We start from the raw sequence: 21,948 nt of genomic DNA on the forward strand, positions 1-21,948 counted from the left end.
GCGGCTCAGCGGAACTCGCACCACACCACCTTGCCCGGCGCCCGGGGCAGCACGCCCCAGGCGTCGGCGAGGGCCGCCACGATCGTGAGCCCCCGCCCCGGCGGGCGCTCCGCCATCCGCGACAGCCCGGGCCCGCTGTCGTGCACCTCGACCCGGACGGTCGCGTCCTCGAAGACGAGCAGCCGCAGCCGGTAGCCGCGGCCGGGCGGAACCCCGTGCCGCAGGGCGTTCGTCGCCAGCTCGCTCACGCAGAGCAACATGTCGTCCCGACGGGATGTCACACCCCACACGGCAACGGTCTCAGCCGTGAACTGCCTGGCGGAGGCCACCGATTGGTGCGTGCGGGGGTAGAGGCGGTCCCGCATCAAGGCGGGTTGAGTATTTACGTTCACGGGACGATCGTCGCGTTACGTGACTAGCGTGAAGCAGTACATCAACCCGTACCCGCTATCAGTACGGGTTGGTACGGGTACTTTGCGGGCGCAGGTGGGGAGTTCACGTTCATGCCACCAAGGAAGCGGGCACGGCCCAACTCGACAGCGATGAGGATGGTCGGCGAGCAGGTAGCCGTCTGCCGCGTCGCCAAAGGACTGACCCAGAAGGAGCTCGGCAAGCGGGTGGGCCTCCAGGAGGAGAGCGTCGCCTCCATCGAGCAAGGCAGGCGGCCCCTGATGCCGGACGTGGCAGAGCTGATGGACCAGATCCTGGGCCTGCCCGGGGTGCTCACCGTTGCCGCGCACAAGATGCCTCAGATCGACGTGATCCCGGCCTGGGCGGAGCCGCTGATCAACCTGGAGCAGAAGGCCGCAGCCCTCTCCTCGTACGAAAACCAGGTCGTCCCGGGCCTGCTGCAGACGAAGGCCTACGCCGAGGCCGTCTTCCACAGCCGCGTGCCGCTGTACACCGACAGCGAAGTCGCGGACCAGACGGCCGCGCGCATCGACCGCCAGTCGACGCTGCGGCGCGAGAAACCGATGCTCGCCAGCTTCGTCATCTGGGAGCCCGTACTCACCTGCCCGCTCGGCGGCAGGGCGGTCCTCCACGAGCAGCTCCGCCACCTGTTGGCCTGCTCCGAACTGACGGGCGTGTCGATCCAAGTTCTGCCGTTGGACCGCGTCCGCCATCCGGCCTTGGATGGCCCGTTCGTCCTGCTGGAGACCCCGGATCACCAACACATCGCGTACCTCGAAACGCACCGCGGCAGCCTGGTCGTCTCCGACCTCGACGAGGTCAGCATCCTCTCGCAGAAGTATGCGATGCTGCGGACACAGGCCCTCAACCCCGAGGAAACGAGGGACCTGTTGAAACGGCTGCTAGGAGATCCATGAGCACCGAACTCACGTGGTTCAAGTCCAGCTACAGCGGCAGCGAGGGCGGCAACTGCCTGGAGGTCGCCACGTCCGCGACCCAGGTCCATATCCGTGACTCCAAGGTCACCGACGGCCCGGTCCTGACCCTGACACCCTCCGCCTGGGCCGACCTCACGGCGTGGACCGGCTCCGCGAGCTGATCAGGTCCGCCAGGCCGTCCAGCACGCGGTCCAGGCCGTAGCGGAACTGGAAATCCGGCTCGCCGGACCCGGCGAACGCGTCGGAGTCCAGCAGCCGCCTCACCGCCGGGTGCGTGTCCGGGCCGGTCATGAGCCTCAGCGTGCGCAGGTACTGGGCCATCGCCACGTCCGGTGAGACGCCGGACTTCATCATGGCGTCCATCATGTCGGCGGCCATGGTGGCCTCGTTCCGTACGAGCCCGCCGATCAGGATGATCGTCGAGAGCTTCTCGCCCTCCTGCAGGCCGGTGCCGGCCAGCGCGGCGAGCCCGCGTTCCATCCAGGCGAGCTGGTTCGGGCTGACCGGCGCCGCGGTGATCGGGATGCGCAGGATCCAGGTGTTGGCCATCAGGACGGCCCGCTGCGCGTACGCCCACTCCGACAGCAGCTCCCGCCAGCCCGCGCCCGTGCCCGCCCCCTCGCCCCCGGAGGGAACCGGCGGGAGGCCGACGCCCGCGTCCGCCATCAGGATGTACAGCTCTTCCTTCGCCGTGACGTACCGGTAGAGGGACATCGTCGAGACGCCCAGTTCCCTGGCCACCCGGACCATGGAGACCGCGTCCATCCCCTCCGCCGCGGCGAGCGCGACCGCCGTGTCCACGATCCGCGTGAGGGTGAGCGTGGGGCGCGGGCCCTTGCCGGGGCGTTCGCGCAGGCCCCAGGCCATTTCCAGGCTCGCCGGAAGACCGGTGTCACCCGCCGTGCCGTCCGCCGGTTCCTTCGCCATCGCCGCCCCCTCCCTCGTAAGCCGTTGACCCACATCCTAGTTCTGTGTATTACTTACACAGAAGCGCGTAACCCTTACACAGAAGGGAGCGTGGTCCCCGATGACCACCACGAACGACCTCGGTATCCACGCCACCGGCCTGACCAAGTCCTACGGGGACCTGCGCGTCCTCCAGGGCATCGACCTGGCCGTCCCCCGCGGCAGCGTCCTGGCACTGCTCGGCCCCAACGGCGCCGGCAAGACCACCGCCGTACGCCTCCTCGCCACCCTCACCGCCCCCGACTCCGGCACCGCCCGCGTGGCCGGGTACGACGTGACCGCCGAACGCGCGCGGGTCCGTGAACGCATCAGCCTCACCGGCCAGTTCGCGGCCGTCGACGACCTGCAGACCGGGGCCGAGATGCTCCGCATGATGGGCCGCCTGTCCGGGCTGTCCGCGCGCGACTCCCGTGCCCGCGCCGACGAGCTGCTGGACCGCTTCGGGCTCACCGAGGCCGCCGGACGCACGGCGAAGACGTACTCGGGCGGCATGCGCCGCCGCCTCGACCTCGCCGCGGGCCTCGTCTCCCGGCCCGAGGTGATGTTCCTGGACGAGCCGACGACCGGGCTCGACCCGCGCAGCCGCCAGGACCTGTGGGACCTCGTACGGGAGCTGCGCGGCGACGGCACGACCGTCCTGCTGACCACCCAGTACCTGGAGGAGGCCGACCGGCTCGCCGACCGCGTCGCCGTCCTGGCCGACGGGCGGATCGCCGCCGAAGGCACGCCCGCCGCGCTCAAGTCCCGCGTCGCGGGCCACCGCCTCGACCTGACCCTGACCACGCTCGACGCCTACGAGGCACTCGCCGGGCGGGCCGTCCACCACGCCCCGGACGAGCTCACCCTCGGCCTGCCCACCGACGGCAGCGCCGCCCACGTCCGGGCCCTGCTCGACGAACTCGACCCCGACCGCACGACCGTGGACCGCTTCGCCGTCCGCACCGCCACCCTCGACGACGTGTTCCTCACCCTGACGGGAGCCGCGACATGAGCACCTCCGCCCTCGCCCTCGCCGGCCGCAGCCTGCGCATCAGCCGCCGTCAGCCGGACGCGCTGATCACCGCCCTGATGCTCCCGGTCATGCTGATGCTGATCTTCGTCTACTTCTTCGGCGGGGCCATCGACACCGGGACGCAGTACGTGACGTACGTGGTCCCGGGAGCCATGCTGCTCTGCGCGGGCTTCGGAGCGGCGAGCACCGCCGTCAGCGTCGCCGACGACATGAAGAACGGCGTCATCGACCGGCTGCGCTCCCGGGACGTCGGCGGCATCGCGATCCTGGCCGGGCACGTGGCGGCCTCGGTCCTGCGCAACCTCGTGTCCACCACCCTGGTGCTGGCCGTCGCGCTCGCCATCGGATTCCGCCCGCAGGCCTCCGCGCCCGCCTTCCTGGCCGCGGCGGGACTGCTCGTCACGTACATCACGGCGATCTCCTGGCTGGCCGCGACGCTCGGGCTGCTCGCCAAGTCCCCTGAAGCGGCGGGCGGGTTCACCTTCCTGATGATGTTCCTGCCCTACCCGTCCAGCGCGTTCGTGCCCATCGACACCATGCCCGGCTGGCTGCACGGCTTCGCCGACCACCAGCCGCTGACCCCGGTGATCGAATCCCTGCGCGCCCTGCTCCTGGACCAGCCCGCGGGCAACGCCCCCTGGATCGCCCTGAGCTGGTGCGCGGCGATCGCGGCCGTGTCCCTGACCCTGGCGGCCGGCCTCTTCAACCGACGAACCCGCTGACGGTTCCGGACGGAACGCGCCGGCGGGTTCGCACGCCGCTCAGCCATTGATCGGATAGGAATGCCGGCCCGTGACCTCGTCGATCTCGGAGTGGGCCTTCTCCAGCATCTGCTGCGCGAGGTCCATGAGCGCGCGAGCGCCCGCGATCTCTTCCCCGACCCTCAGCTGCTCCGGGTCGGAGGGGTGGCGCATGGCGTAGCCGTGCGCCCTGAGCTCGGAGCCGTCCCCGAGTCTGACCAGGGCCGCCGCACTGGTGCGGTGGCCCTCCTCGCTGAATTCCAGCTCCACGTGCCACCCGACGAGCGTGGACATGGTGCATCACCTCCAAGGGCTCACCCTTCCCTCCAGGGTGCGCCCCCGGCGGACGGAGCGCGAGCGCTCAGCGGGCCTCGCGCAGCCAGCCCGCGACCTCCGTCGCCCAGTACGTCAGGATCGTGTCCGCGCCGGCCCGCTTGATGCCGAGCAGGGTCTCCAGGACGGCCCGCTCGCGCTCGATCCAGCCCTTCTCCGCGGCCGCCTCGATCATCGCGAACTCGCCGCTGATCTGGTACGCCGCCACCGGGACGTCCACCGCCTGCGCCACCCGGTACAGGATGTCCAGGTAGGGCCCGGCAGGCTTCACCATCACCATGTCGGCGCCCTCCTCCAGGTCCAGCGCCAGCTCGCGCAGGGACTCCCGCGCGTTCGCCGGGTCCTGCTGGTACGTCTTGCGGTCGCCCTGGAGCGAGGAGGCGACGGCCTCACGGAAGGGGCCGTAGAAGGCGGAGGTGTACTTCGCCGTGTACGCGAGGATCGACACGTCCTCGTGGCCGGTCTCGTCCAGCGCGTCGCGGATGACGCCGACCTGCCCGTCCATCATCCCGCTCGGGCCCACCACGTGGACGCCCGCGTCGGCCTGGACCTGCGCCATCTCGGCGTACCGCTCCAGCGTCGCGTCGTTGTCGACGCGGCCGTTCTCGTCGAGGACCCCGCAGTGCCCGTGGTCGGTGTACTCGTCCAGGCACAGGTCGGACATGATCACCAGGTCGTCGCCGACCTCCGCCTTCACATCGCGGATGGCGACCTGCAGGATTCCGTCCGGCTCGGTGCCGGCCGTGCCCAGCGCGTCCTTGTTCTCGTCCGCCGGTACCCCGAAGAGCATGATCCCCGCGACGCCCGCCTCGACCGCCTCCACGGCCGCCTTGCGCAGCGTGTCACGGGTGTGCTGGACCACGCCCGGCATCGCCGAGATGGGGAGGGGCTCGCTGATGCCCTCGCGCACGAACGCCGGGAGGATCAGGTCCGAGGGGTGCAGCCGGTTCTCCGCGACCATCCGCCGCATCGCCGGGGTGGTGCGCAGCCGCCGGGGCCGCGAGCCGGGGAAGGATCCGTACGTGCTCATTTTCCAGTCGCCTCTTCGAGCATCGACAGCAGTCCAGACAAGGGTAGGGCCCGGGCGCTCAGCGCCCGGGCCCCACTCCACTCACTTCAGGTCACGTCTCACGTCGTACGACGCCTGCGCGCCCCCGGGCGGCGTTCGCTCGGCCGGAACACCGTCTCGCCGGCCTCCTTGGCCGCCTCGCGGCGCGCCGCGCCGTACTCGGCCAGCGCCTCCGCCAGCTTGCCCACGCTCGGCTCCGGCGACAGCACGTCCACGCGCAGCCCGTGCTCCTCCGCCGTCTTGGCCGTCGCCGGCCCGATACAGGCGATGACGGTCACGTTGTGCGGCTTCCCGGCGATGCCCACCAGGTTCCGCACGGTGCTCGACGAGGTGAACAGCACGGCGTCGAAACCGCCGCCCTTGATCGCCTCGCGGGTGTCCGCCGGCGGCGGCGACGCGCGCACCGTCCGGTAGGCGGTGACGTCGTCGACCTCCCACCCGAGCTCGATCAGCCCGGCGACCAGCGTCTCGGTCGCGATGTCGGCCCGCGGCAGGAACACGCGGTCGATCGGGTCGAAGACCGGGTCGTACGGCGGCCAGTCCTCCAGCAGCCCGGCCGCGGACTGCTCCCCGCTCGGCACCAGGTCGGGCTTCACACCGAACTCCACCAGCGCGGCGGCGGTCTGCTCGCCCACCGCGGCGACCTTGATGCCCGCGAAGGCCCGCGCGTCGAGCCCGTACTCCTCGAACTTCTCGCGCACCGCCTTCACGGCATTGACCGAGGTGAAGGCGATCCACTCGTAGCGGCCCGTCACCAGGCCCTTCACGGCCCGCTCCATCTGCTGCGGGGTCCGCGGCGGCTCCACGGCGATGGTCGGCACCTCGTGCGGCACCGCGCCGTACGAACGCAGCTGGTCGGAGAGCGAGGCGGCCTGCTCCTTCGTGCGCGGTACGAGCACCCGCCAGCCGAACAGCGGCTTCGACTCGAACCAGGCCAGCTCCTCGCGCCGCGCGGCGGCGCTGTGCTCACCGACCACGGCTATGACCGGCCGGGCGCCCTCGGGCGAGGGGAGCACCTTGCCCTGCTTGAACACCTGGGCGATCGTGCCCAGCGTCGCGGACCAGGTCCGCTGGCGCGTGGTGGTGCCGGCGACGGTCACCGTCAGCGGGGTGTCGGGCTTGCGCCCGGCGCCCACCAGCTCGGCGGCCGCGCTCGACACGGTCTCCAGCGTCGCGGAGACCACGAGGATCCCGTCGCTCGCCCCCACCTCGCTCCAGCAGCGCGCCGACGCGTGCTTCGCGTCCACGAACCGCACGTCCGCGCCCTGCTTGTCGCTGAGCGGCACACCGGCGTACGCGGGCACGCCGACGGCGGTCGCGACACCCGGCACCACCTCGAAGGGGATGCCGGCGGTGGCGCAGACGAGCATCTCCTCGGCCGCGTTCCCGTCGAGACCGGGGTCGCCGGTGACGGCACGCACGACCCGCCTGCCGGACCGTGCGGCCTCCATGACAAGATTGGAGGCGTCGCGGATCACGGGCACCCCGGCGGCTGCTGACACTTCGTCAGCGACCGTCAGCTGTGGCGTGTCGACACCCGCGCGCGCATGCGTCCGTACGACGTCGAGCACCTCGGGCTCCGCGATCAGTACGTCCGCGGCGGCGAGTGCCTCGACGGCGCGCAGCGTCAGCAGACCCGGGTCGCCGGGGCCGGCACCGAGGAAGGTGACGTGTCCGTGGGCGGCGAGTGCCGGGAAAGCGGAGGTGGTCGGACTTGAGGGGTTCAAAGCGATCGCTCCCCCATCAGACCGGCCGCGCCCTTGGCCAGCATCTCGTCCGCGAGTTCGCGGCCGAGAGACATGGCCTCGTCGTACGACTGGGGCACGGGACCGGTGGTGGACAGCTGCACCAGCGTCGAGCCGTCGAGGGTTCCGACGACGCCGCGCAGGCGCATTTCATTGACAATCCGTCCGTCGGCCAGAAGATCGGCGAACGCGCCCACGGGTGCGCTGCAGCCGGCCTCGAGGGCGGCGAGCAGGGAACGCTCGGCGGTCACGGCGGCCCGGGTGTGCGGGTCGTCGAGTTCGCCGAGCGCGGCGATGAGGTCCGTGTCGGACGCGAGGCACTCCACGGCCAGGGCCCCCTGGCCGGGAGCGGGCAGCACGTGGTCGACCGACAGCAGGTCGGTGGCCTCGTCGCTGCGCCCGATCCGGTTCAGGCCGGCGGCGGCGAGCACGACGGCGTCGAGCTCCCCGTTCCGTACGAACCCGATGCGGGTGTCGACGTTCCCGCGGATCGGTACGGTCTCGATCCGCTTGCCGAGCGAGCGGGCGTAGTGGTTCAGCTGGGCCATCCGCCGCGGCGAACCGGTACCGATCCGGGCGCCGTCGGGCAGCTGCTCGAAGGTCAGGCCGTCCCGGGCGACGAGCGCGTCCCGCGCGTCCTCGCGGCGCGGCATGGCCGCGATCACGAGGTCGTCGGGCTGCCCCGTCGGCAGGTCCTTCAGCGAGTGCACGGCGAAGTCGACCTCGTGACGCAGCAGGGCGTCGCGCAGGGCCGTGACGAACACGCCCGTGCCGCCGATCTGCGCGAGGTGCTCGCGCGACACGTCGCCGTACGTCGTGATCTCCACGAGCTCGACGGGCCGGCCGGTGATCGCCCGTACCGCCTCGGCGACGTGGCCCGACTGGGACATGGCCAGCTTGCTCCGCCGCGTACCGAGCCGCAGCGGCTGGTCGGGACGTGTGTTCATGATGCCCGTCCTGGGTCGTCGTCGTTCATCGGTTCGGCCGCGTCTGCCCGGCTGACGGAAGCCACCGTCTGGGGGTCGAGGTCGAAGAGTTCGCGCAGCGCCTCGGCGTACCCGGCGCCGCCGGGCTCGCTCGCGAGCTGCTTCACGCGCACGGTCGGCGCGTGCAGGAGCTTGTCGACGACGCGGCGCACGGTCTGGGTGACCTCGGCCCGCTGCCGCTCGTCGAGATCGGGCACGCGCCCGTCGAGCCGCGCCACTTCCATGGCCACGACCTCGGCCGCCATGGCGCGCAGGGCGACGACGGTGGGCGTGATGTGCGCGGCCCGCTGGGCCGCGCCGAAGGCCGCCACTTCCCCGGCGACTATCGCCCGCACGGCGTCGACGTCGGCAGCCATCGGGGCGTCCGCGGACGCCTCGGCGAGGCTTTCGATGTCGACCAGCCGCACTCCGGGAATCCGGTGCACGGCGGCGTCGATGTCCCGGGGCATGGCCAGGTCCAGCAGCGCGAGCCGCGCGGTGGACCCGTCGGCGGGCGTACGGGTGCTGCGCCGGGGCTGCCGCTGCGCTGCGGCCTCGCCCTGGTCGGCCCAGGTCCCGTGCAGCTCGAGGGAGTTGGCGTCGACCCCGGTCAGCGCGGCCCGCCCGTCGGGCCCGACGGGACACCCGTCGGCCTCGGCCGGCGCGGCAATGGTCCGCGCGGCCCCGGCATCGGCGAGCCGGCCTCCGGCCTGCGCAGCAGCCACGAGCCTGGCGACCACCGCGGGGTCCAGCCCTGCGGCAGCAGCCGAACCTCCGGCAGAGGCCACATCCAGCCCCGCACCGGCAGCCACATCCCCGGCGGGAGCCGAATCCAGCCCCTCCGGCGTTTGAGGAGCGGGGTCCGGGGCAGCGCCCCGGGACACGGCGGCGAACACGTCATCGGCGGTCAGCACGAGCCCGGTCGCACCCGTGCACGAGACGACCACGTCGACTCGTGTCAGCTCATCCGCCACCGAAGCCATCGGCAGCGCGGAAGCCTTCACCCCGGTGCCCGAGGCAACCAGAATCTCCACCAGCCGCTCCGCCCGCTCGGCGGTCCGGTTCGCCACCACGACCTCGGCGACCCCGACCCGCGCCAGCGTCGCCGCGGCCAGCGAGGACATCGACCCGGCGCCGATGACCAGCGCCCGCTTCCCGGCAGCCCACTCCCCCACCGGCAGGTGCACCGCGAGCTGCTCCAGCCCGAAGGTGACCAGCGACTGCCCGGCCCGGTCGATCCCGGTCTCCGAGTGCGCCCGCTTGCCGACCCGCAGCGCCTGCTGGAAGAGGTCGTTGATCAGCCGCCCGGCGGTGTGCAGCTCCTGCCCCAGCGCTAGCGCGTCCTTGATCTGGCCGAGGATCTGCCCCTCGCCCACGACCATCGAGTCCAGTCCGCACGCCACCGAGAACAGGTGGTGCACCGCCCGGTCCTCGTAGTGCACGTACAGATACGGCGTGAGCTCCTCCAGAGCCACCCCGCTGTGCTGGGCCAGCAGCGTGGACAGCTCGGCGACACCGGCGTGGAACTTGTCCACGTCCGCGTACAGCTCGATCCGGTTGCACGTGGCGAGCACCGCCGCCTCCGTCGCCGGCTCGGCGGCGAGGGTGTCGTGCAGCAGCTTGACCTTGGCGTCCGCGGACAGCGAGGCACGCTCCAGCACGCTCACGGGCGCACTGCGGTGGCTCAGCCCTACGACGAGCAGACTCATGCCGGCATCACCGCCGGCACGTCACCTTCGGGTCCGCCCTTGCGCGCCTCGGCGGCGGCCCGCCCGGCCGGCGGCACCACGGCAGCGGCGGGGGCCGCGCCGCCCACGGAGGAGGTGGTCTCGGCGGCCGCGGCGGCGGCTTCCTCGCCGGCCTTGCGCTGCTCGTGGAACGCGAGGATCTGGAGCTCGATGGAGAGGTCGACCTTGCGCACGTCCACGCCGTCGGGCACGGAGAGCACGGTCGGGGCGAAGTTCAGGATCGAGGTGACACCGGCGGCGATCAGCCGCTCGCTGACCTGCTGCGCGGCACCCGCCGGCGTCGCGATGACGCCGATGGAGACCCCGTTCTCCTCGATGATCTTCTCCAGCTCATCGGTGTGCTGCACGGGGATCCCGGCCACCGGCTTGCCGGCCATCGCCGGGTCGGCGTCGATCAGCGCGGCGACGCGGAACCCGCGCGAGGCGAAACCGCCGTAGTTGGCGAGGGCCGCGCCGAGGTTGCCGATGCCGACGATGACGACCGGCCAGTCCTGGGTCAGCCCGAGTTCGCGGGAGATCTGGTAGACGAGGTACTCCACGTCGTAGCCGACGCCGCGGGTGCCGTAGGAGCCCAGGTAGGAGAAGTCCTTGCGCAGCTTGGCGGAGTTGACTCCGGCCGCGGCCGCGAGCTCCTCGGAGGACACCGTGGGCACCGATCGCTCGGAGAGCGCGGTGAGGGCGCGCAAGTACAGCGGAAGCCGGGCGACAGTGGCCTCGGGAATACCTCGGCTGCGGGTCGCCGGTCGGTGAGTTCGGCCAGTTGCCACGATGCTCCTGCGGGATGAGCGGGGCTGCAGGCGGCCAGTTGTCCCAGGACCGCCCCGTCGACAGCAGGCTATGCCTTTGTGAACGCGTGCACAAAGATTGTGTCCAATTTGTCCGACCAAAGTGACCGGGGTCACGCAACCTCGGTACGGGAGGGCGGAACGAACGGCACGCCGAACCCGTTCAAATCCAGAAGGGGGCAAAACCGTACACACTCCTCACAGATACGCCCCCAGACCCCACAAATCGCCCACGATGGTAACCGGGATGCGGGTCAGCCCTCCAACGCCCGCCGCAGCCGGTCCGGGTTCACCCTCCAGAAGGTGTGCTGTTCGCCATCCACCAGCACCACCGGAATCTGCTCCCAGTACAGCCGGTAGAGCTCCTCGTCCTGCGAGATGTCCTTCTTCTCCCACTGGGCGCCGGTCTCCGCGCAGACCTTCTCGATGACCTCCTGCGCGTCATCGCACAGATGGCACCCCGGCTTCCCGACGAGCGTCACCATCCGGTCGGCGGGACGCTTCTTTTCCTTGCGTCGCAACAAAGGGCTCATGGCCCCATTCTCCCGAAGTGTTAACGCCTCCGTTTCCCACCGGTTCGAGAACTCCCGAACACAGTGGCTATGCTCGCCGCATGGCCGCTCCCGGATGGCTCACCCCCCGTAGACGCTCCGCAAGCGCGCGGAGCGTGCTGGCAGGCGAGGCCTCGGCCGAGGCCGCCCGGAAGACCGCGCTGGCCGGAGCCCCGCACCCCGCCGAACCCGACCTCGACACCGACCTCGAAGCCCTCGTCGAGCACGGGGCGGAGGCGGAGTTCCCCGTCGCGGGCGACGACCTCGCCGCCGCCTTCTTCGACCTCGACAACACCGTGATGCAGGGCGCCGCGATCTTCCACTTCGGCCGCGGCCTCTACAAGCGCGAGTTCTTCCGCCGCCGCGAGCTGGCCCGCTTCGCCTGGCAGCAGGCCTGGTTCCGGCTCGCCGGCGTCGAGGACCCGACCCACATGCAGGACGCCCGCGACAGCGCCCTGTCCATCGTCAAGGGCCACAAGGTCTCCGAGCTGATGGCCATCGGCGAGGAGATCTACGACGAGTACATGGCCGAGCGGATCTGGCCGGGCACCCGCGCCCTGGCCCAGGCCCACCTCGACGCCGGACAGAAGGTGTGGCTCGTCACCGCCGCCCCCGTCGAGACGGCCACGATCATCGCCCGCAGGCTCGGCCTGACCGGCGCGCTGGGCACCGTCGCCGAGTCGGTCGACGGGATCTACACCGGCCGCCTGGTCGGCGAACCGCTGCACGGGCCCGCCAAGGCGGAGGCCGTCCGCGCCCTGGCCGCCGCCGAGGGCCTGGACCTCGAACGCTGCGCCGCGTACAGCGATTCGCACAACGACATCCCGATGCTGTCGCTGGTCGGGCATCCGTACGCGATCAATCCCGACACAAAACTGCGCAAGCATGCCCGTACCAACGACTGGCGGCTGCGCGACTATCGGACCGGCCGCAAGGCCGTGAAGGTCGGCGTCCCGGCGGCCGCCGGAGTCGGCGCGATCGCGGGCGGCGCGGCCGCCGCCATCGCCCTGCACCGCCGCCGCCGCTAGCAGCGCCGGGCCCGGCGACGGGCCGTCGCCAGCAGCGGAGCCCCCGCACGCCCGGCGGGCTGCGCCCGGCCGGTCCCCGCGGCCCGCACGCCCGCGGTCATTCCCCCAGCCCTACCCCCGGATGGGGCACGGCACTCCGGCCTGCCCGACTCGGTCGCGAGCCCCCATGGAAGCGTCCATTCCGCGCACCCAAGTGATCACCAAGCGATCACCAACTGCGACTGAATATGCCCTCGACACGCAACGGAAGTGTCGGAACCGGTGATTTGTGCAACTGGGTGTAGCGCTGCCTGTACGAAGCGTTATTCTCCTCAAACGCATGCCACCGGCCATCTGTCGCCACGACGGGTGAACGGTCCCGCACTGCACGTGATGGAAGCTCTGCCTCTGGGAGTCCCGTGTACCCACCTGTCGGGGTTGACGCCTCGGGCCTGGCTACGCTGCGCGCAACGGTCCTCGACCACCTGCGCGGCTTCGTCCCCACCGCGTACGCCGTCCCCGCCTTCGCCGCCGCGGTCCCTGCCGGGCTCGGCCCGGCCGGCCCTTGCTATGCCCTGACCGACGGCGGAGCGACGGTGGGCAGACGAGGTCGCACGGCCGGGGGCTCGAACGGCGCCGCCGGCACGAGCACCCAGGCCGCCCCCCGCCGCCCCACCGCGGACAGCGACCAGGCCCGCATGATGGACCTGGTCGAACGCGCCCAGGCCGGCGAGGCCGAGGCCTTCGGCCGCCTCTACGACCAGTACAGCGACACGGTCTACCGCTACATCTACTACCGCGTCGGCGGCAAGGCGACGGCGGAGGATCTCACCAGCGAGACCTTCCTGCGCGCGCTGCGCCGCATCTCCACCTTCACCTGGCAGGGCCGCGACTTCGGCGCCTGGCTCGTGACGATCGCCCGCAACCTGGTGGCCGACCACTTCAAGTCCAGCCGCTTCCGGCTGGAGGTCACCACCGGCGAGATGCTCGACGCCAACGAGGTCGAGCGCAGCCCCGAGGACTCCGTCCTGGAGTCCCTCTCCAACGCGGCCCTGCTGGAAGCCGTACGGAAACTCAATCCGCAGCAGCAGGAGTGCGTGACCCTGCGCTTCCTGCAAGGCCTCTCGGTCGCCGAGACGGCCCGGGTCATGGGGAAGAACGAAGGAGCGATCAAAACGCTCCAGTACCGGGCGGTCCGCACACTGGCCCGTCTCCTCCCGGACGACGCCCGCTGACCCCCTTCACAGATCAACACAAACTCACATACATCCGGTGACCCCTCGATGACGCTGTGGTCCGATCATCCTTCGTCCGTAACCCAAGTGCCGCGACGCTCGTTGTGCGGAATGCAGACCCCCTGTGGACACGCCCTGCCCGAAGCCGCTCACTCGAAAGTGTGGATGTGCTCAAGGAAGGCAACCTTCCGGACACGCTGGGGAGTCGATCGTCATGACGAGAGGAGGTGCCGCCAGTGATCGCGAACGTGACTCCGCACCGGCGGGCGAACGCCTTCGCCCAGGCCCTGGAGGATCGGACCCCGTCCGACCTTTCGGAACCGGACCCGGCGGCCGAGCAGTCCGAGGCACCTGCCGAACCTGCCGACCACGACCGGCTGTTGGCCCTGGCGAGCGTGCTCGGCGAACGAATGCCGCGCCCAGTGCTGGACCCAGACGTCAAAGTGGTGCAGCGAGCACAGCTCGTTGCCGCCATGGAGGCCATGGTGCTGGAGGAGAGGGCCGGGGGCGGAGCCGCCCCGGACCCTCTGGTGCCCGAACAGCGGACCGGCCGCGGCGCCCACCGGGCGACCTCGCTCCGGAAACTGCGGCCCCGCTCCCGCTGGTCCAAGGGCATCGCGGCAGGCGGTCTCACCGTAGGTGTGGCCGCGGGGGCCTTCAGCGGAGTGGCCGCTGCCAGTACCGACGCCCTGCCCGGTGACCACCTCTACCCCGTGAAGCGGGGCATGGAGGACCTGAAGCTGGGGATGGCCGACGACGATTCGGACCGGGGCGAGCTCTATCTCGACCAGGCCTCGAACCGCCTGTCGGAAGCCCGCAGGCTGATGGAGCGAGGCCGGGGCGGCAGCGTGCTGGACCACGAGGTCCTGGGCGAGATCCGCCGAGCGCTGGCGGGGGTGAAGCACGACGCGGGAGAGGGCCACCGGCTCCTGCAGGCCGCCTACGAACGGAACGGCGAACTGGGCCCGATCCAGGCGCTGTCCTCGTTCTCCCGCTCCCACCGCGACGCGTGGGGCAAGCTCCGGGAGAAGCTCCCCGCGCAGCTCACCGACGTGGGCGGCGAAGTGGAGTCGGTCTTCCAGGCCATAGACGAAGACGTGGCGCCGCTGCAGAGCCTGCTCCCCAAGCCACCCGAGCAGACCCGCGGCTCCAGCTCCTCGGTCACCCCGGCCAAGCCGGGCGCCCCGAGCGGCAAGCAGCAGTCCCCACCGGCCTCCGGCACCCCGTCGGGCAGCCCCGCGCCGTCCCCCTCGGGCACCAGCAGCCGGCCCCCGACCCCGGGCGGCCTCCTGGGCGGTACGGGCGACCTGCTGAACCCGCCCGCGGGCGAGTCGGCCCCGCCCTCCCCGGGCACCCCGGACCAGCCCAAGCCCGACATCACCCTCCCGCCGCTCCTCCCCGGCCTCCTCCCGGGCCTGGGCATCAACGCGGAGGACGCGGAGTAGGACGCGAAAAGCGCCGGCGAGGCTGCTCACAGCCCGCCGGCGCTTTTCGCTGCCCTCCCTCAGAAGGCCGCCTCGCTCAAAAGAAGACGGACCGCCGCTGCACCAGCAGCTTGTACAGCGTGTGCTGGATCTGCTCCCGCACCTGGTCCGTCAGGTTGAACATCAGCATCGGATCCTCCGCCGCCTCCGCCGCATAACCCCCGGTGGGAATCGGCTCGCCGAACTGGATCGTCCACTTCGTCGGCAACGGCACCGCCCCGAGCGGCCCCAGCCACGGGAACGTCGGCGTGATCGGGAAGTACGGAATCCCCAGCAGCCGCGCCAGCGTCTTCGCGTTGCCGACCATCGGGTAGATCTCCTCCGCCCCCACGATCGAACACGGCACGATCGGCGTCCCCGCACGCAGCGCCGTCGACACGAACCCGCCCCGCCCGAAGCGCTGCAGCTTGTACCGGTCTCCGAACGGCTTCCCTATCCCCTTGAAGCCCTCCGGCATCACCCCGACCAGCTCCCCGGCCTCCAGCAGCCGCTGCGCGTCCTCCGCGCACGCCAGGGTGTGACCGGCCTTCCGGGCCAGCTCGTTGACCACCGGCAGCATGAACACCAGATCCGCCGCCAGCAGCCGCAGGTGCCGCTGCGCGGGATGGCGGTCGTGCACGGCCACCTGGAGCATCAGCCCGTCCAGCGGCAGGGTCCCCGAGTGGTTCGCCACGATCAGCGCACCACCCTCCTTCGGGATGTTCTCGATGCCCTTGACCTCGACCCGGAAGTACTTGTCGAACAGCGGCCGCATCAGGGACATCAGGACCTGGTCCGTCAGCTCCTTGTCGTAGCCGAACTCGTCGACCTCGTACTCCCCGGTGACCCGCCGCCGCAGGAACGCCAGCCCGCCGGCGATCCTCCGCTCCCAGCCGCCCCCCGCGGGCGTCTGCTCCGGCGCCGCCGAAGGCTCCTCCACCCGCTCCGGGGCCGGCTCGACGGCCGGCTCGGGGGCGGCCACCACCCGGACCTTGCGCGGCACCCGTCGGCGCGGCCGGTCCTCGTCGAACGGGATGACCTTGGCGTCCGCCACTATCTCTGCGCTCCTTCAACCGCGTCCACGTCGGCCTCCAGGCCGTCCACCTTCAGCACGGCCGCCACCCGGTCCACGGCCCGCACCGCCCGCTCCGGCGGCAGCAGCCCGCCCCCACGGCTCCGGGCGAAGTCCGCGAAGGTCTCGGCGGTCGTGTACATCGGCTCGAAGCCGAGCACGTCGCGCATCTGCGAGGTCTCCACGACCCGGCCGTGCGTGAGGAGCCTTATCTGCTCCGGCGAGAAGTCGGTGATCCCGACCGCCCGCAGCGCCGACCCCACCCACGTCACGGCGGGCAGCAGGAGCGGCAGCGTGGGCCGCCCCAGCCGCCGCGAGCACTGCGACAGCAGCAGCACGCCGTCCCCCGCGATGTTGAACGTCCCACTGTTCAGCGTCCCCCGCCGCGGCTCCCTCGCCGCCAGGCGCAGCACGTCGAGCACGTCGTCCTCGTGGACGAACTGCAGCCGCGGGTCGTAGCCCAGCACCGTCGGCATCACGGGGATCGAGAAGTACTCGGCGAGCGCCGAATCCGCGAAGGGGCCCAGGATGTTCGCGAACCGCAGCACGCACACCGCGACGTCCGGCCGCCTGCGCGCGAAGCCCCGTACATAGCCCTCGACCTCGGCGGCGTCCTTGGCGAACCCGCCCGCCGGCAGCGACTTCGGCTGCGTGGTCTCGGTGAAGACGGCCGGATCCCGCGCCGTGCCCCCGTACACGCTGGTACTGGACTTCACGACGAGCCGCCGGATCGTCGGGGACTTCTGACAGGCTCCCAGGAGCTGCATCGTCCCGATGACGTTGGTTTCCTTGACGGTGCTGTGCGCCCCGCCGGTCCCCACGCTGCCTCCGGTGACCGCCAGATGGACCACCGTGTCCACGGCGTGCTCGGCCAGCACGCGGGCGATCGCCGACTGCCTGATGTCCGTACGGACGAACTCGGCCGATCCGAGCCGGTGCGGCGGAGTCACCGCGTCGACCGCGATCACCCGCTCGACATCCGGGTCGCGCTGGATGCGGCGCACGAAGCGGCCTCCCAGCTGCCGGGCAGCCCCGGTGACGAGTACGACCTTCCCCACGAGCTCAGCGCCTCCCTAGAAGAAGTCCCCCGGCTGCACCGCAGCCCCTCCACCAAAGTCTGGTGGAGGGGCTGCGGAGAACACGTACAGCTGCCGTTTACTTCTTGTTACGGCGCTGGACGCGGGTGCGCTTGAGCAGCTTGCGGTGCTTCTTCTTAGCCATCCGCTTGCGCCGCTTCTTGATAACAGAGCCCACGACTACCCTCGCTCACTTCTCTTTATTCGGTGCGGGGCGTCGGGGCCCACACGACCTACGTCGGCCTAGCCTACCGTCCCGAGCTCCGAGCTTGTAATCCGAGGGCATGCCGAGGTCAGTCTCAGGCCGACTCCACCCCCACATAGGACTCTCGGAGGTACTCGTGGACCGCGTTCTCGGGGACCCGGAAGGACCGGCCCACCCGGATTGCGGGCAGATGACCGTTGTGCACCAGCCGGTACACGGTCATCTTCGACACTCGCATCACCGAGGCAACCTCCGCCACGGTCAGGAACTGAACCTCACTGAGAGGCCTCTCGCCAGCAGCCATGACACACCTTGACCTTCCGCGCATGACGGGCACCGGCTTCCCCTCCGGTTACTCCTCGTCGTCGCACGCTCACTCCCCAGAGTAGGGGCGCGTGATACGAGTGGGGAAGAGGAGCTACGGCCACTCCTGCCGCCCCGTCAGACTCGCCCGATTGAGCACATAGCGCGTCAGCGGCCGGTAGTAGTCCGCACGCACCGCATCGTCGATCGGAACGGCCACCGAGACCCGCCCCTCGGCCTCCCCCACGAACAGCGCCGGATCGTCCGTATCCGCCAGCCCGATCGCCTCCACACCCAGCTGACCAGCACCGCAGACCCACCCGTGATCCCCCACCACCAACTCCGGCAACGGCCCGCCGGCCTCCGCCAGAGCCCCCAGCGCGAGCCGCACCGGCAGCGGCGAATGGGAGTGCGCGCCGGTCGCATTCCCCGGTGACCGCGCGCCGGGCTCCCGCACCAGTGCGACCCCCCGTACGTAATCGATGCGGTACGTGCGTACGCCTAACCGGGTCGCCATGTCGACACTCGTACCCTGCGCCGGGGTGAGGACGACACAGCCCGCCGCCGACATCGCCTCGGCCAATCCGGCGTAGAAACCCAGGAGCCGATGCGGATGCCCCGTCCCGAACAGCACCGGCGACCGCGCCCCGGCCGCCGCCCGCAGCCGCCCCGCGAAGGCCTCCAGCGCGGCCATCGTCCGCTCCGGATCGATCACGTCCGGCCCGCTGACGTGCGCCGGGTCCGCCGAGACCCCGCACTTGTCCGCCATCAGCCTCAGCAGGTCACCCTCGCCCCACGCCCACTCCGGATCCAGCCCGAGCAGCACCCGGGGATCGCGGGCCGCGAACAGCCGGTAGCTGCGCAGGCTCTCCTCCCGGGACGTCGCGACGGGCCCGGCCAACCGGGCGGCCAGCAGATGCGCACGCAGCGCGCCGGAGCTCAACACCCTCCGATGCTGCCCCACCGCACCTGGCGGTTCATCAATTCCGGAGAACCGCCGCACAGTTGGCGTAACGATGCATCATCAGGTCAGCAGGCCGCGCAGCGGGAACACCGCGCGCCGCGCGGCGAGGACGGCTTGATCCGTACGGTCCGCCGGATCGTAGCCCGCGTCCCATTCCCGCCACGCCACCTCACGCCCGTCCGTCATCCGGGCCGGCGCCAGCTGCCGCGTCCGCGCGTACACCGCTTCCCGCCACGAAGCCGGGACGGCCGTCGCCGGGTCGATCGGCCGGTGCGCGGCGATCGCCACCAGGTGCGTCCAGGACCGCGGTACGACGTCCACGACCGCGTACCCGCCGCCGCCGAGCGCCAGCCACCGCCCGTCCGCGTAGTCGTGCGCCAGCCGGTGACAGGCCTCCTGTACGGCCCGCTGGGCGTCCAGGGACACCGCCAGATGGGCCAGCGGGTCCTCGAAGTGCGTGTCGGCGCCGTGCTGGGTCACCAGCACCTGCGGCCGGAAGTCCGCCAGCAGCTCCGGCACCGTGGCGTGGAAGGCCCGCAGCCAGCCCTCGTCCCCGGTCCCCGCCGGCAGCGCGACGTTCACCGCCGAACCCTCGGCCGCCGCACCGCCCGTCTCCTCCGGCCAGCCCGTCTGCGGGAACAGCGTCCGCGGATGCTCGTGCAGGGAGATCGTCAGCACCCGCGGGTCGTCCCAGAACGCCGCCTGTACGCCGTCCCCGTGATGCACGTCCACATCCACGTACGCGACCCGCTCGGCCCCCAGCTCCAGCAGCCGGGCCACCGCCAGCGCCGCGTCGTTGTACACACAGAAACCGGCCGCCCCGCCCGGCATCGCGTGGTGCAGCCCGCCCGCGAAGTTCACGGCGTGCTCGGCCTCGCCCCGCCACAGCGCCTCCGCCCCCGCCACCGACTGCCCGGCGATCAGCGCGGACGCCTCGTGCATGCCGTGGAACGCCGGATCGTCCATGGTCCCCAGCCCGTACGAGCCGTCCGCGAGACCGGGATCGGCGGACACCTCCTGCACCGCGGCGACGTAGTCCTCCCGGTGCACGAGCCTCAGCGTCGAGTCCCCGGCCGCGCGGGCCGCCCGTACCTCCATGGCCCGGTCCAGCCCGAAGGCCCGCACCAGGCCCATGGTCAGCTCCAGACGCACCGGATCCATCGGATGGCTCGGCCCGAAGTCATACTTCGTCACCGCCTCGTCCCACATCAACAACCCGCGGCCGCTCATGCCCGACACCGTATCGGGCCTCCCGCGGTCCGAACGAGCGGGCGTAGAACAGTGTGACCAGCACGAGGACCATCGGCACGAGCATCGCGCCCCGGTAGCTCCACGCGTCCCCGATCCCGCCGACGAGCGGCGACCCGATCAGGAATCCCACGTAGTTGAAGATGTTCAGCCGGGCGATCGCCGTGTCCGAACGTCCCGGGAACAGCCGCCCGGCGGCCGCGAAGGTCTGCGGCACGATCACGCACAGCCCGATCCCCAGCAGCGTGAAACCGAGCATCCCCACCCACGCCCCGGGCGCCGCCGCCACGATGGCGAACCCGGCGGCGGCGACCACCGTCCCGCCCCGCACCACGGCCGCGGCCCCGAAGCGCCGCACCCCCAGGTCCCCGACGGCCCGCCCGATCAGGGTGGTGACCATGTACACGTTGTACGGGACGGTGGCCAGCTGCTCGGAGCTCCCCAGCACGTCCTGGAGGTACTTGGCACTCCAGTTCGCCACCGTCGAGTCCCCGATGTACGCGCACGCCATCACCAGGCACAGCGGCAGCAGCAGCTTGCCACCGCCGGCGCCCAGCCCCTTCTCCCCGGCCGCCTCGAAGGGCGCGTCGACGTAGCTGCGGCTGCCCCACAGGACCAGCGGCACCAGCACCGCCACAGCCGGCAGATAGCTCGGCAGCAGGTCCAGATGCCAATGCGCCCCGGCCCAGGCGGCCGAGGCCCCGGCGATCCCCCCAAGGCTGTACGCGGCGTGGAAACCGAGCATGATGCTGCGCCCGTACTCCCGCTGGAGGCTGACGCCGAGCATGTTCATCGAGGCGTCCAGCGCACCCACCGACAGCCCGAACACCCCCAGGGCCACCGCCACGTGCCACATCTCGCTGCCCGCTCCGACGCCGAGCAGCGCGAGCAGCACCACGGGCTGCGCCCACCTCAGCACCGCACTGGGCGCCACCCGCTTCACCAGGTGCTCGGTGGCGACGCTGGCGATCCCGGCGAGGACCGGCACGGCGGCGAGGAAGGCGGGCAGCAGCCCGTCGGATATCCCGTACCGGTCCTGGATGGCCGGGATCCGCGTCACGAGCAGCGCGAAGGCCACACCCTGCGCGAAGAAGCTCAACCCCAGGGCGCTGCGCCCGCGCCGCAGCCGCACGTCAACCGTCATGGCGGGTCAGCGTAGGCCCCGGGACTACCCGTGGGTAGAGAGATCACACGGGCAGTTGCAGGAGCCCCGGGAGCTGCTTCATGTCCCCGAAGTACGCGGTGGCCCCGGGGAGCCGGTCGGCGGGCAGCATCGCCGTGAACGCGAGCACGTCCATTCCCGCGGCCGCGGCGGCCTCGATGCCCGGCGGGCTGTCCTCGACGACGACGCACCGCGAGGGCTCCACGCCCATCGACCGGGCCGCGTGCAGGAACAGGTCGGGCGCCGGCTTGCCGTGGGGCACGTCCTCGGAGCTGAAGATCCACTCCTCCTCGAACCACCCGTCGAGTCCGGCCGCCCGGTGTCCGACGCGGATTCGCTCGTGGTTCCCGGAGGAGACCAGGCAGTACCCGATGCCGTGCGCGGTCAGCGCCCCGAGCACCTCCTCCACTCCGGGCACGGGCCGCAGCTCCCGCTCGAAGGCCGCCAGGGTCCGCGCGGACAGCGTCTCGTCGAACTCCTCCGGCAGCCGCTTCCCGGACCGCTCGAGGACGAGGTCGCGCACCTGGTGCACGGGGGCCCCCATGTAGTTGCGGAGCGAGTCCTCGTACGAGGTCGGGTACCCGATCTCGGTCAGGTACTCCGCGAGGACGCTGTTGGCGAGCGGCTCACTGTCCACCAGCACGCCGTCGTTGTTGAAGATGACGAGGTCGTAGCCCATCCCCCAACCCTACGAGCCGTCAGTTCAAGTTCACGGCAGCCTCGTGCTGGTGATCGGCTGAACATCGGAAGATCCTCAGCTCGCCGGCCCGGTCGGTGGAGGAGGCCGCCGGCGCATCCGCGCCCCGGCCTCGTCGTTCTGGTGGTGAACGCAGAAAAGCCCCGCACCGGGCCCGAAAGGGCTGGTGCGGGGCTTCCCGCAATGATTGTTCGGCGGCGTCCTACTCTCCCACAGGGTCCCCCCTGCAGTACCATCGGCGCTGAAAGGCTTA

Annotated in this window: 24 protein-coding genes and 1 rRNA gene; 7 read left to right on the forward strand and 18 right to left on the reverse strand. The window is 71.4% G+C overall.

The features are described 5' to 3' along the window. Positions 1–5: 5 nt before the first annotated feature. Complete coding sequence (locus ACZ6I1_RS06480) at positions 6–365, reverse strand: ATP-binding protein (RefSeq protein ID WP_469283852.1); 360 nt, start codon at positions 363–365, stop codon at positions 6–8. A 177-nt stretch (positions 366–542) separates the two neighbouring features. On the opposite strand from ACZ6I1_RS06480, the gene ACZ6I1_RS06485 reads away from it, so the two are divergent. Next, positions 543–1,328, forward strand: a complete 786-nt coding sequence (locus ACZ6I1_RS06485) for a helix-turn-helix domain-containing protein (protein WP_469283749.1) — start codon at positions 543–545, stop codon at positions 1,326–1,328. Next, positions 1,325–1,510, forward strand: a complete 186-nt coding sequence (locus tag ACZ6I1_RS06490; RefSeq protein ID WP_469283751.1) for a DUF397 domain-containing protein — start codon at positions 1,325–1,327, stop codon at positions 1,508–1,510. Before ACZ6I1_RS06485 ends, ACZ6I1_RS06490 begins: the two co-directional genes overlap by 4 nt. Here the strand turns inward: ACZ6I1_RS06490 and ACZ6I1_RS06495 are convergent. Continuing rightward, positions 1,482–2,276 carry a TetR/AcrR family transcriptional regulator gene (locus ACZ6I1_RS06495; RefSeq protein ID WP_469283753.1) on the reverse strand — a complete coding sequence of 265 codons (795 nt, stop codon included), beginning with the start codon at positions 2,274–2,276 and terminating at the stop codon, positions 1,482–1,484. The two genes, ACZ6I1_RS06490 and ACZ6I1_RS06495, sit on opposite strands and share 29 nt — an antisense overlap. Before the next feature lie 100 nt (positions 2,277–2,376). Here ACZ6I1_RS06495 and ACZ6I1_RS06500 point away from each other — a divergent pair, with 100 nt between their 5' ends. Beyond that, positions 2,377–3,306: an ATP-binding cassette domain-containing protein gene (locus tag ACZ6I1_RS06500; protein WP_469283755.1), complete on the forward strand. Its 930-nt coding sequence runs from the start codon at positions 2,377–2,379 to the stop codon at positions 3,304–3,306. Next, positions 3,303–4,049 (forward strand): ABC transporter permease, encoded by a 747-nt coding sequence (locus tag ACZ6I1_RS06505; protein ID WP_469283757.1) that lies wholly within the window; start codon positions 3,303–3,305, stop codon positions 4,047–4,049. The genes ACZ6I1_RS06500 and ACZ6I1_RS06505 overlap by 4 nt, the downstream gene beginning before the upstream one ends. Before the next feature lie 39 nt (positions 4,050–4,088). Here ACZ6I1_RS06505 and ACZ6I1_RS06510 read toward each other — a convergent pair whose 3' ends face one another. From ACZ6I1_RS06510 to ACZ6I1_RS06540, 7 genes are all read right to left on the reverse strand, one after another. Further along, positions 4,089–4,361: a DUF1876 domain-containing protein gene (locus ACZ6I1_RS06510; protein ID WP_469283759.1), complete on the reverse strand. Its 273-nt coding sequence runs from the start codon at positions 4,359–4,361 to the stop codon at positions 4,089–4,091. A gap of 67 nt (positions 4,362–4,428) precedes the next feature. After that, positions 4,429–5,430 carry a porphobilinogen synthase gene (gene hemB, locus ACZ6I1_RS06515; protein WP_469283761.1) on the reverse strand — a complete coding sequence of 334 codons (1,002 nt, stop codon included), beginning with the start codon at positions 5,428–5,430 and terminating at the stop codon, positions 4,429–4,431. A 98-nt stretch (positions 5,431–5,528) separates the two neighbouring features. Continuing rightward, positions 5,529–7,196 (reverse strand): bifunctional uroporphyrinogen-III C-methyltransferase/uroporphyrinogen-III synthase, encoded by a 1,668-nt coding sequence (locus tag ACZ6I1_RS06520; protein ID WP_469283763.1) that lies wholly within the window; start codon positions 7,194–7,196, stop codon positions 5,529–5,531. Continuing rightward, positions 7,193–8,161, reverse strand: a complete 969-nt coding sequence (hemC, locus tag ACZ6I1_RS06525; RefSeq protein ID WP_469283765.1) for a hydroxymethylbilane synthase — start codon at positions 8,159–8,161, stop codon at positions 7,193–7,195. Before hemC ends, ACZ6I1_RS06520 begins: the two co-directional genes overlap by 4 nt. Then, the gene (locus ACZ6I1_RS06530; protein ID WP_469283767.1) at positions 8,158–9,888 is read right to left on the reverse strand and encodes a glutamyl-tRNA reductase; all 1,731 of its coding nucleotides are present in this window, start codon (positions 9,886–9,888) and stop codon (positions 8,158–8,160) included. Before ACZ6I1_RS06530 ends, hemC begins: the two co-directional genes overlap by 4 nt. Continuing rightward, positions 9,885–10,694, reverse strand: coding sequence for a redox-sensing transcriptional repressor Rex (locus tag ACZ6I1_RS06535; RefSeq protein ID WP_469283769.1), 810 nt, complete (start codon positions 10,692–10,694; stop codon positions 9,885–9,887). The genes ACZ6I1_RS06530 and ACZ6I1_RS06535 overlap by 4 nt, the downstream gene beginning before the upstream one ends. Positions 10,695–10,966: 272 nt before the next feature. Then, the gene (locus tag ACZ6I1_RS06540) at positions 10,967–11,245 is read right to left on the reverse strand and encodes a glutaredoxin family protein (RefSeq protein WP_469283771.1); all 279 of its coding nucleotides are present in this window, start codon (positions 11,243–11,245) and stop codon (positions 10,967–10,969) included. A gap of 80 nt (positions 11,246–11,325) precedes the next feature. Here ACZ6I1_RS06540 and ACZ6I1_RS06545 point away from each other — a divergent pair, with 80 nt between their 5' ends. The 3 genes from ACZ6I1_RS06545 to ACZ6I1_RS06555 all read left to right on the forward strand — a co-directional run bounded on the left by ACZ6I1_RS06545 (position 11,326) and on the right by ACZ6I1_RS06555 (position 14,950). Further along, a complete protein-coding gene (locus ACZ6I1_RS06545; RefSeq protein WP_469283773.1) occupies positions 11,326–12,291 on the forward strand; it encodes an HAD family hydrolase in 966 nt (321 codons plus the stop codon). Positions 12,292–12,689: 398 nt separating this feature from the next. Next, positions 12,690–13,505 (forward strand): ECF subfamily RNA polymerase sigma factor, BldN family, encoded by an 816-nt coding sequence (locus ACZ6I1_RS06550; RefSeq protein ID WP_469283775.1) that lies wholly within the window; start codon positions 12,690–12,692, stop codon positions 13,503–13,505. A 236-nt stretch (positions 13,506–13,741) separates the two neighbouring features. Further along, entirely contained in the window at positions 13,742–14,950 is a 1,209-nt protein-coding gene (locus tag ACZ6I1_RS06555; RefSeq protein WP_469283777.1) for a DUF5667 domain-containing protein, read from the forward strand. A gap of 76 nt (positions 14,951–15,026) precedes the next feature. Here the strand turns inward: ACZ6I1_RS06555 and ACZ6I1_RS06560 are convergent, their stop codons facing one another. The 9 genes from ACZ6I1_RS06560 to rrf all read right to left on the reverse strand — a co-directional run. Continuing rightward, positions 15,027–16,022: a lysophospholipid acyltransferase family protein gene (locus ACZ6I1_RS06560; RefSeq protein WP_469283780.1), complete on the reverse strand. Its 996-nt coding sequence runs from the start codon at positions 16,020–16,022 to the stop codon at positions 15,027–15,029. Next, entirely contained in the window at positions 16,022–17,098 is a 1,077-nt protein-coding gene (locus ACZ6I1_RS06565; RefSeq protein ID WP_469283782.1) for an NAD-dependent epimerase/dehydratase family protein, read from the reverse strand. Before ACZ6I1_RS06565 ends, ACZ6I1_RS06560 begins: the two co-directional genes overlap by 1 nt. Positions 17,099–17,195: 97 nt before the next feature. Then, complete coding sequence (locus ACZ6I1_RS06570) at positions 17,196–17,294, reverse strand: 30S ribosomal protein bS22 (RefSeq protein ID WP_003948845.1); 99 nt, start codon at positions 17,292–17,294, stop codon at positions 17,196–17,198. A gap of 121 nt (positions 17,295–17,415) precedes the next feature. Further along, positions 17,416–17,625: a helix-turn-helix domain-containing protein gene (locus tag ACZ6I1_RS06575; RefSeq protein WP_008738568.1), complete on the reverse strand. Its 210-nt coding sequence runs from the start codon at positions 17,623–17,625 to the stop codon at positions 17,416–17,418. A gap of 114 nt (positions 17,626–17,739) precedes the next feature. Next, the gene (locus ACZ6I1_RS06580; protein WP_469283785.1) at positions 17,740–18,570 is read right to left on the reverse strand and encodes a phosphatase; all 831 of its coding nucleotides are present in this window, start codon (positions 18,568–18,570) and stop codon (positions 17,740–17,742) included. Between the two features lie 78 nt (positions 18,571–18,648). Continuing rightward, positions 18,649–19,818 (reverse strand): acetoin utilization protein AcuC, encoded by a 1,170-nt coding sequence (locus ACZ6I1_RS06585; protein ID WP_469283787.1) that lies wholly within the window; start codon positions 19,816–19,818, stop codon positions 18,649–18,651. Then, positions 19,769–20,980, reverse strand: coding sequence for an MFS transporter (locus tag ACZ6I1_RS06590; RefSeq protein WP_469283790.1), 1,212 nt, complete (start codon positions 20,978–20,980; stop codon positions 19,769–19,771). The genes ACZ6I1_RS06585 and ACZ6I1_RS06590 overlap by 50 nt, the downstream gene beginning before the upstream one ends. 43 nt (positions 20,981–21,023) lie before the next feature. After that, positions 21,024–21,677, reverse strand: coding sequence for an HAD family hydrolase (locus ACZ6I1_RS06595; protein ID WP_469283792.1), 654 nt, complete (start codon positions 21,675–21,677; stop codon positions 21,024–21,026). A 207-nt stretch (positions 21,678–21,884) separates the two neighbouring features. After that, a 5S ribosomal RNA gene (gene rrf, locus ACZ6I1_RS06600) occupies positions 21,885–21,948 on the reverse strand; the annotation flags it as partial.

It is taken from the genome of Streptomyces sp. NPDC046303, from assembly GCF_055588085.1.

Bases quoted from the DNA above. Each gene is read 5' to 3' on its own strand.
- ACZ6I1_RS06480 (WP_469283852.1), bottom strand. From the start codon at position 365: ATGCGGGACCGCCTCTACCCCCGCACGCACCAATCGGTGGCCTCCGCC.
- ACZ6I1_RS06485 (WP_469283749.1), top strand. From the start codon at position 543: ATGAGGATGGTCGGCGAGCAGGTAGCCGTCTGCCGCGTCGCCAAAGGA.
- ACZ6I1_RS06490 (WP_469283751.1), top strand. From the start codon at position 1,325: ATGAGCACCGAACTCACGTGGTTCAAGTCCAGCTACAGCGGCAGCGAG.
- ACZ6I1_RS06495 (WP_469283753.1), bottom strand. From the start codon at position 2,276: ATGGCGAAGGAACCGGCGGACGGCACGGCGGGTGACACCGGTCTTCCG.
- ACZ6I1_RS06500 (WP_469283755.1), top strand. From the start codon at position 2,377: ATGACCACCACGAACGACCTCGGTATCCACGCCACCGGCCTGACCAAG.
- ACZ6I1_RS06505 (WP_469283757.1), top strand. From the start codon at position 3,303: ATGAGCACCTCCGCCCTCGCCCTCGCCGGCCGCAGCCTGCGCATCAGC.
- ACZ6I1_RS06510 (WP_469283759.1), bottom strand. From the start codon at position 4,361: ATGTCCACGCTCGTCGGGTGGCACGTGGAGCTGGAATTCAGCGAGGAG.
- hemB (WP_469283761.1), bottom strand. From the start codon at position 5,430: ATGAGCACGTACGGATCCTTCCCCGGCTCGCGGCCCCGGCGGCTGCGC.
- hemC (WP_469283765.1), bottom strand. From the start codon at position 8,161: ATGAACACACGTCCCGACCAGCCGCTGCGGCTCGGTACGCGGCGGAGC.
- ACZ6I1_RS06530 (WP_469283767.1), bottom strand. From the start codon at position 9,888: ATGAGTCTGCTCGTCGTAGGGCTGAGCCACCGCAGTGCGCCCGTGAGC.
- ACZ6I1_RS06540 (WP_469283771.1), bottom strand. From the start codon at position 11,245: ATGAGCCCTTTGTTGCGACGCAAGGAAAAGAAGCGTCCCGCCGACCGG.
- ACZ6I1_RS06545 (WP_469283773.1), top strand. From the start codon at position 11,326: ATGGCCGCTCCCGGATGGCTCACCCCCCGTAGACGCTCCGCAAGCGCG.
- ACZ6I1_RS06575 (WP_008738568.1), bottom strand. From the start codon at position 17,625: ATGGCTGCTGGCGAGAGGCCTCTCAGTGAGGTTCAGTTCCTGACCGTG.
- ACZ6I1_RS06585 (WP_469283787.1), bottom strand. From the start codon at position 19,818: ATGAGCGGCCGCGGGTTGTTGATGTGGGACGAGGCGGTGACGAAGTAT.
- ACZ6I1_RS06590 (WP_469283790.1), bottom strand. From the start codon at position 20,980: ATGACGGTTGACGTGCGGCTGCGGCGCGGGCGCAGCGCCCTGGGGTTG.
- ACZ6I1_RS06595 (WP_469283792.1), bottom strand. From the start codon at position 21,677: ATGGGCTACGACCTCGTCATCTTCAACAACGACGGCGTGCTGGTGGAC.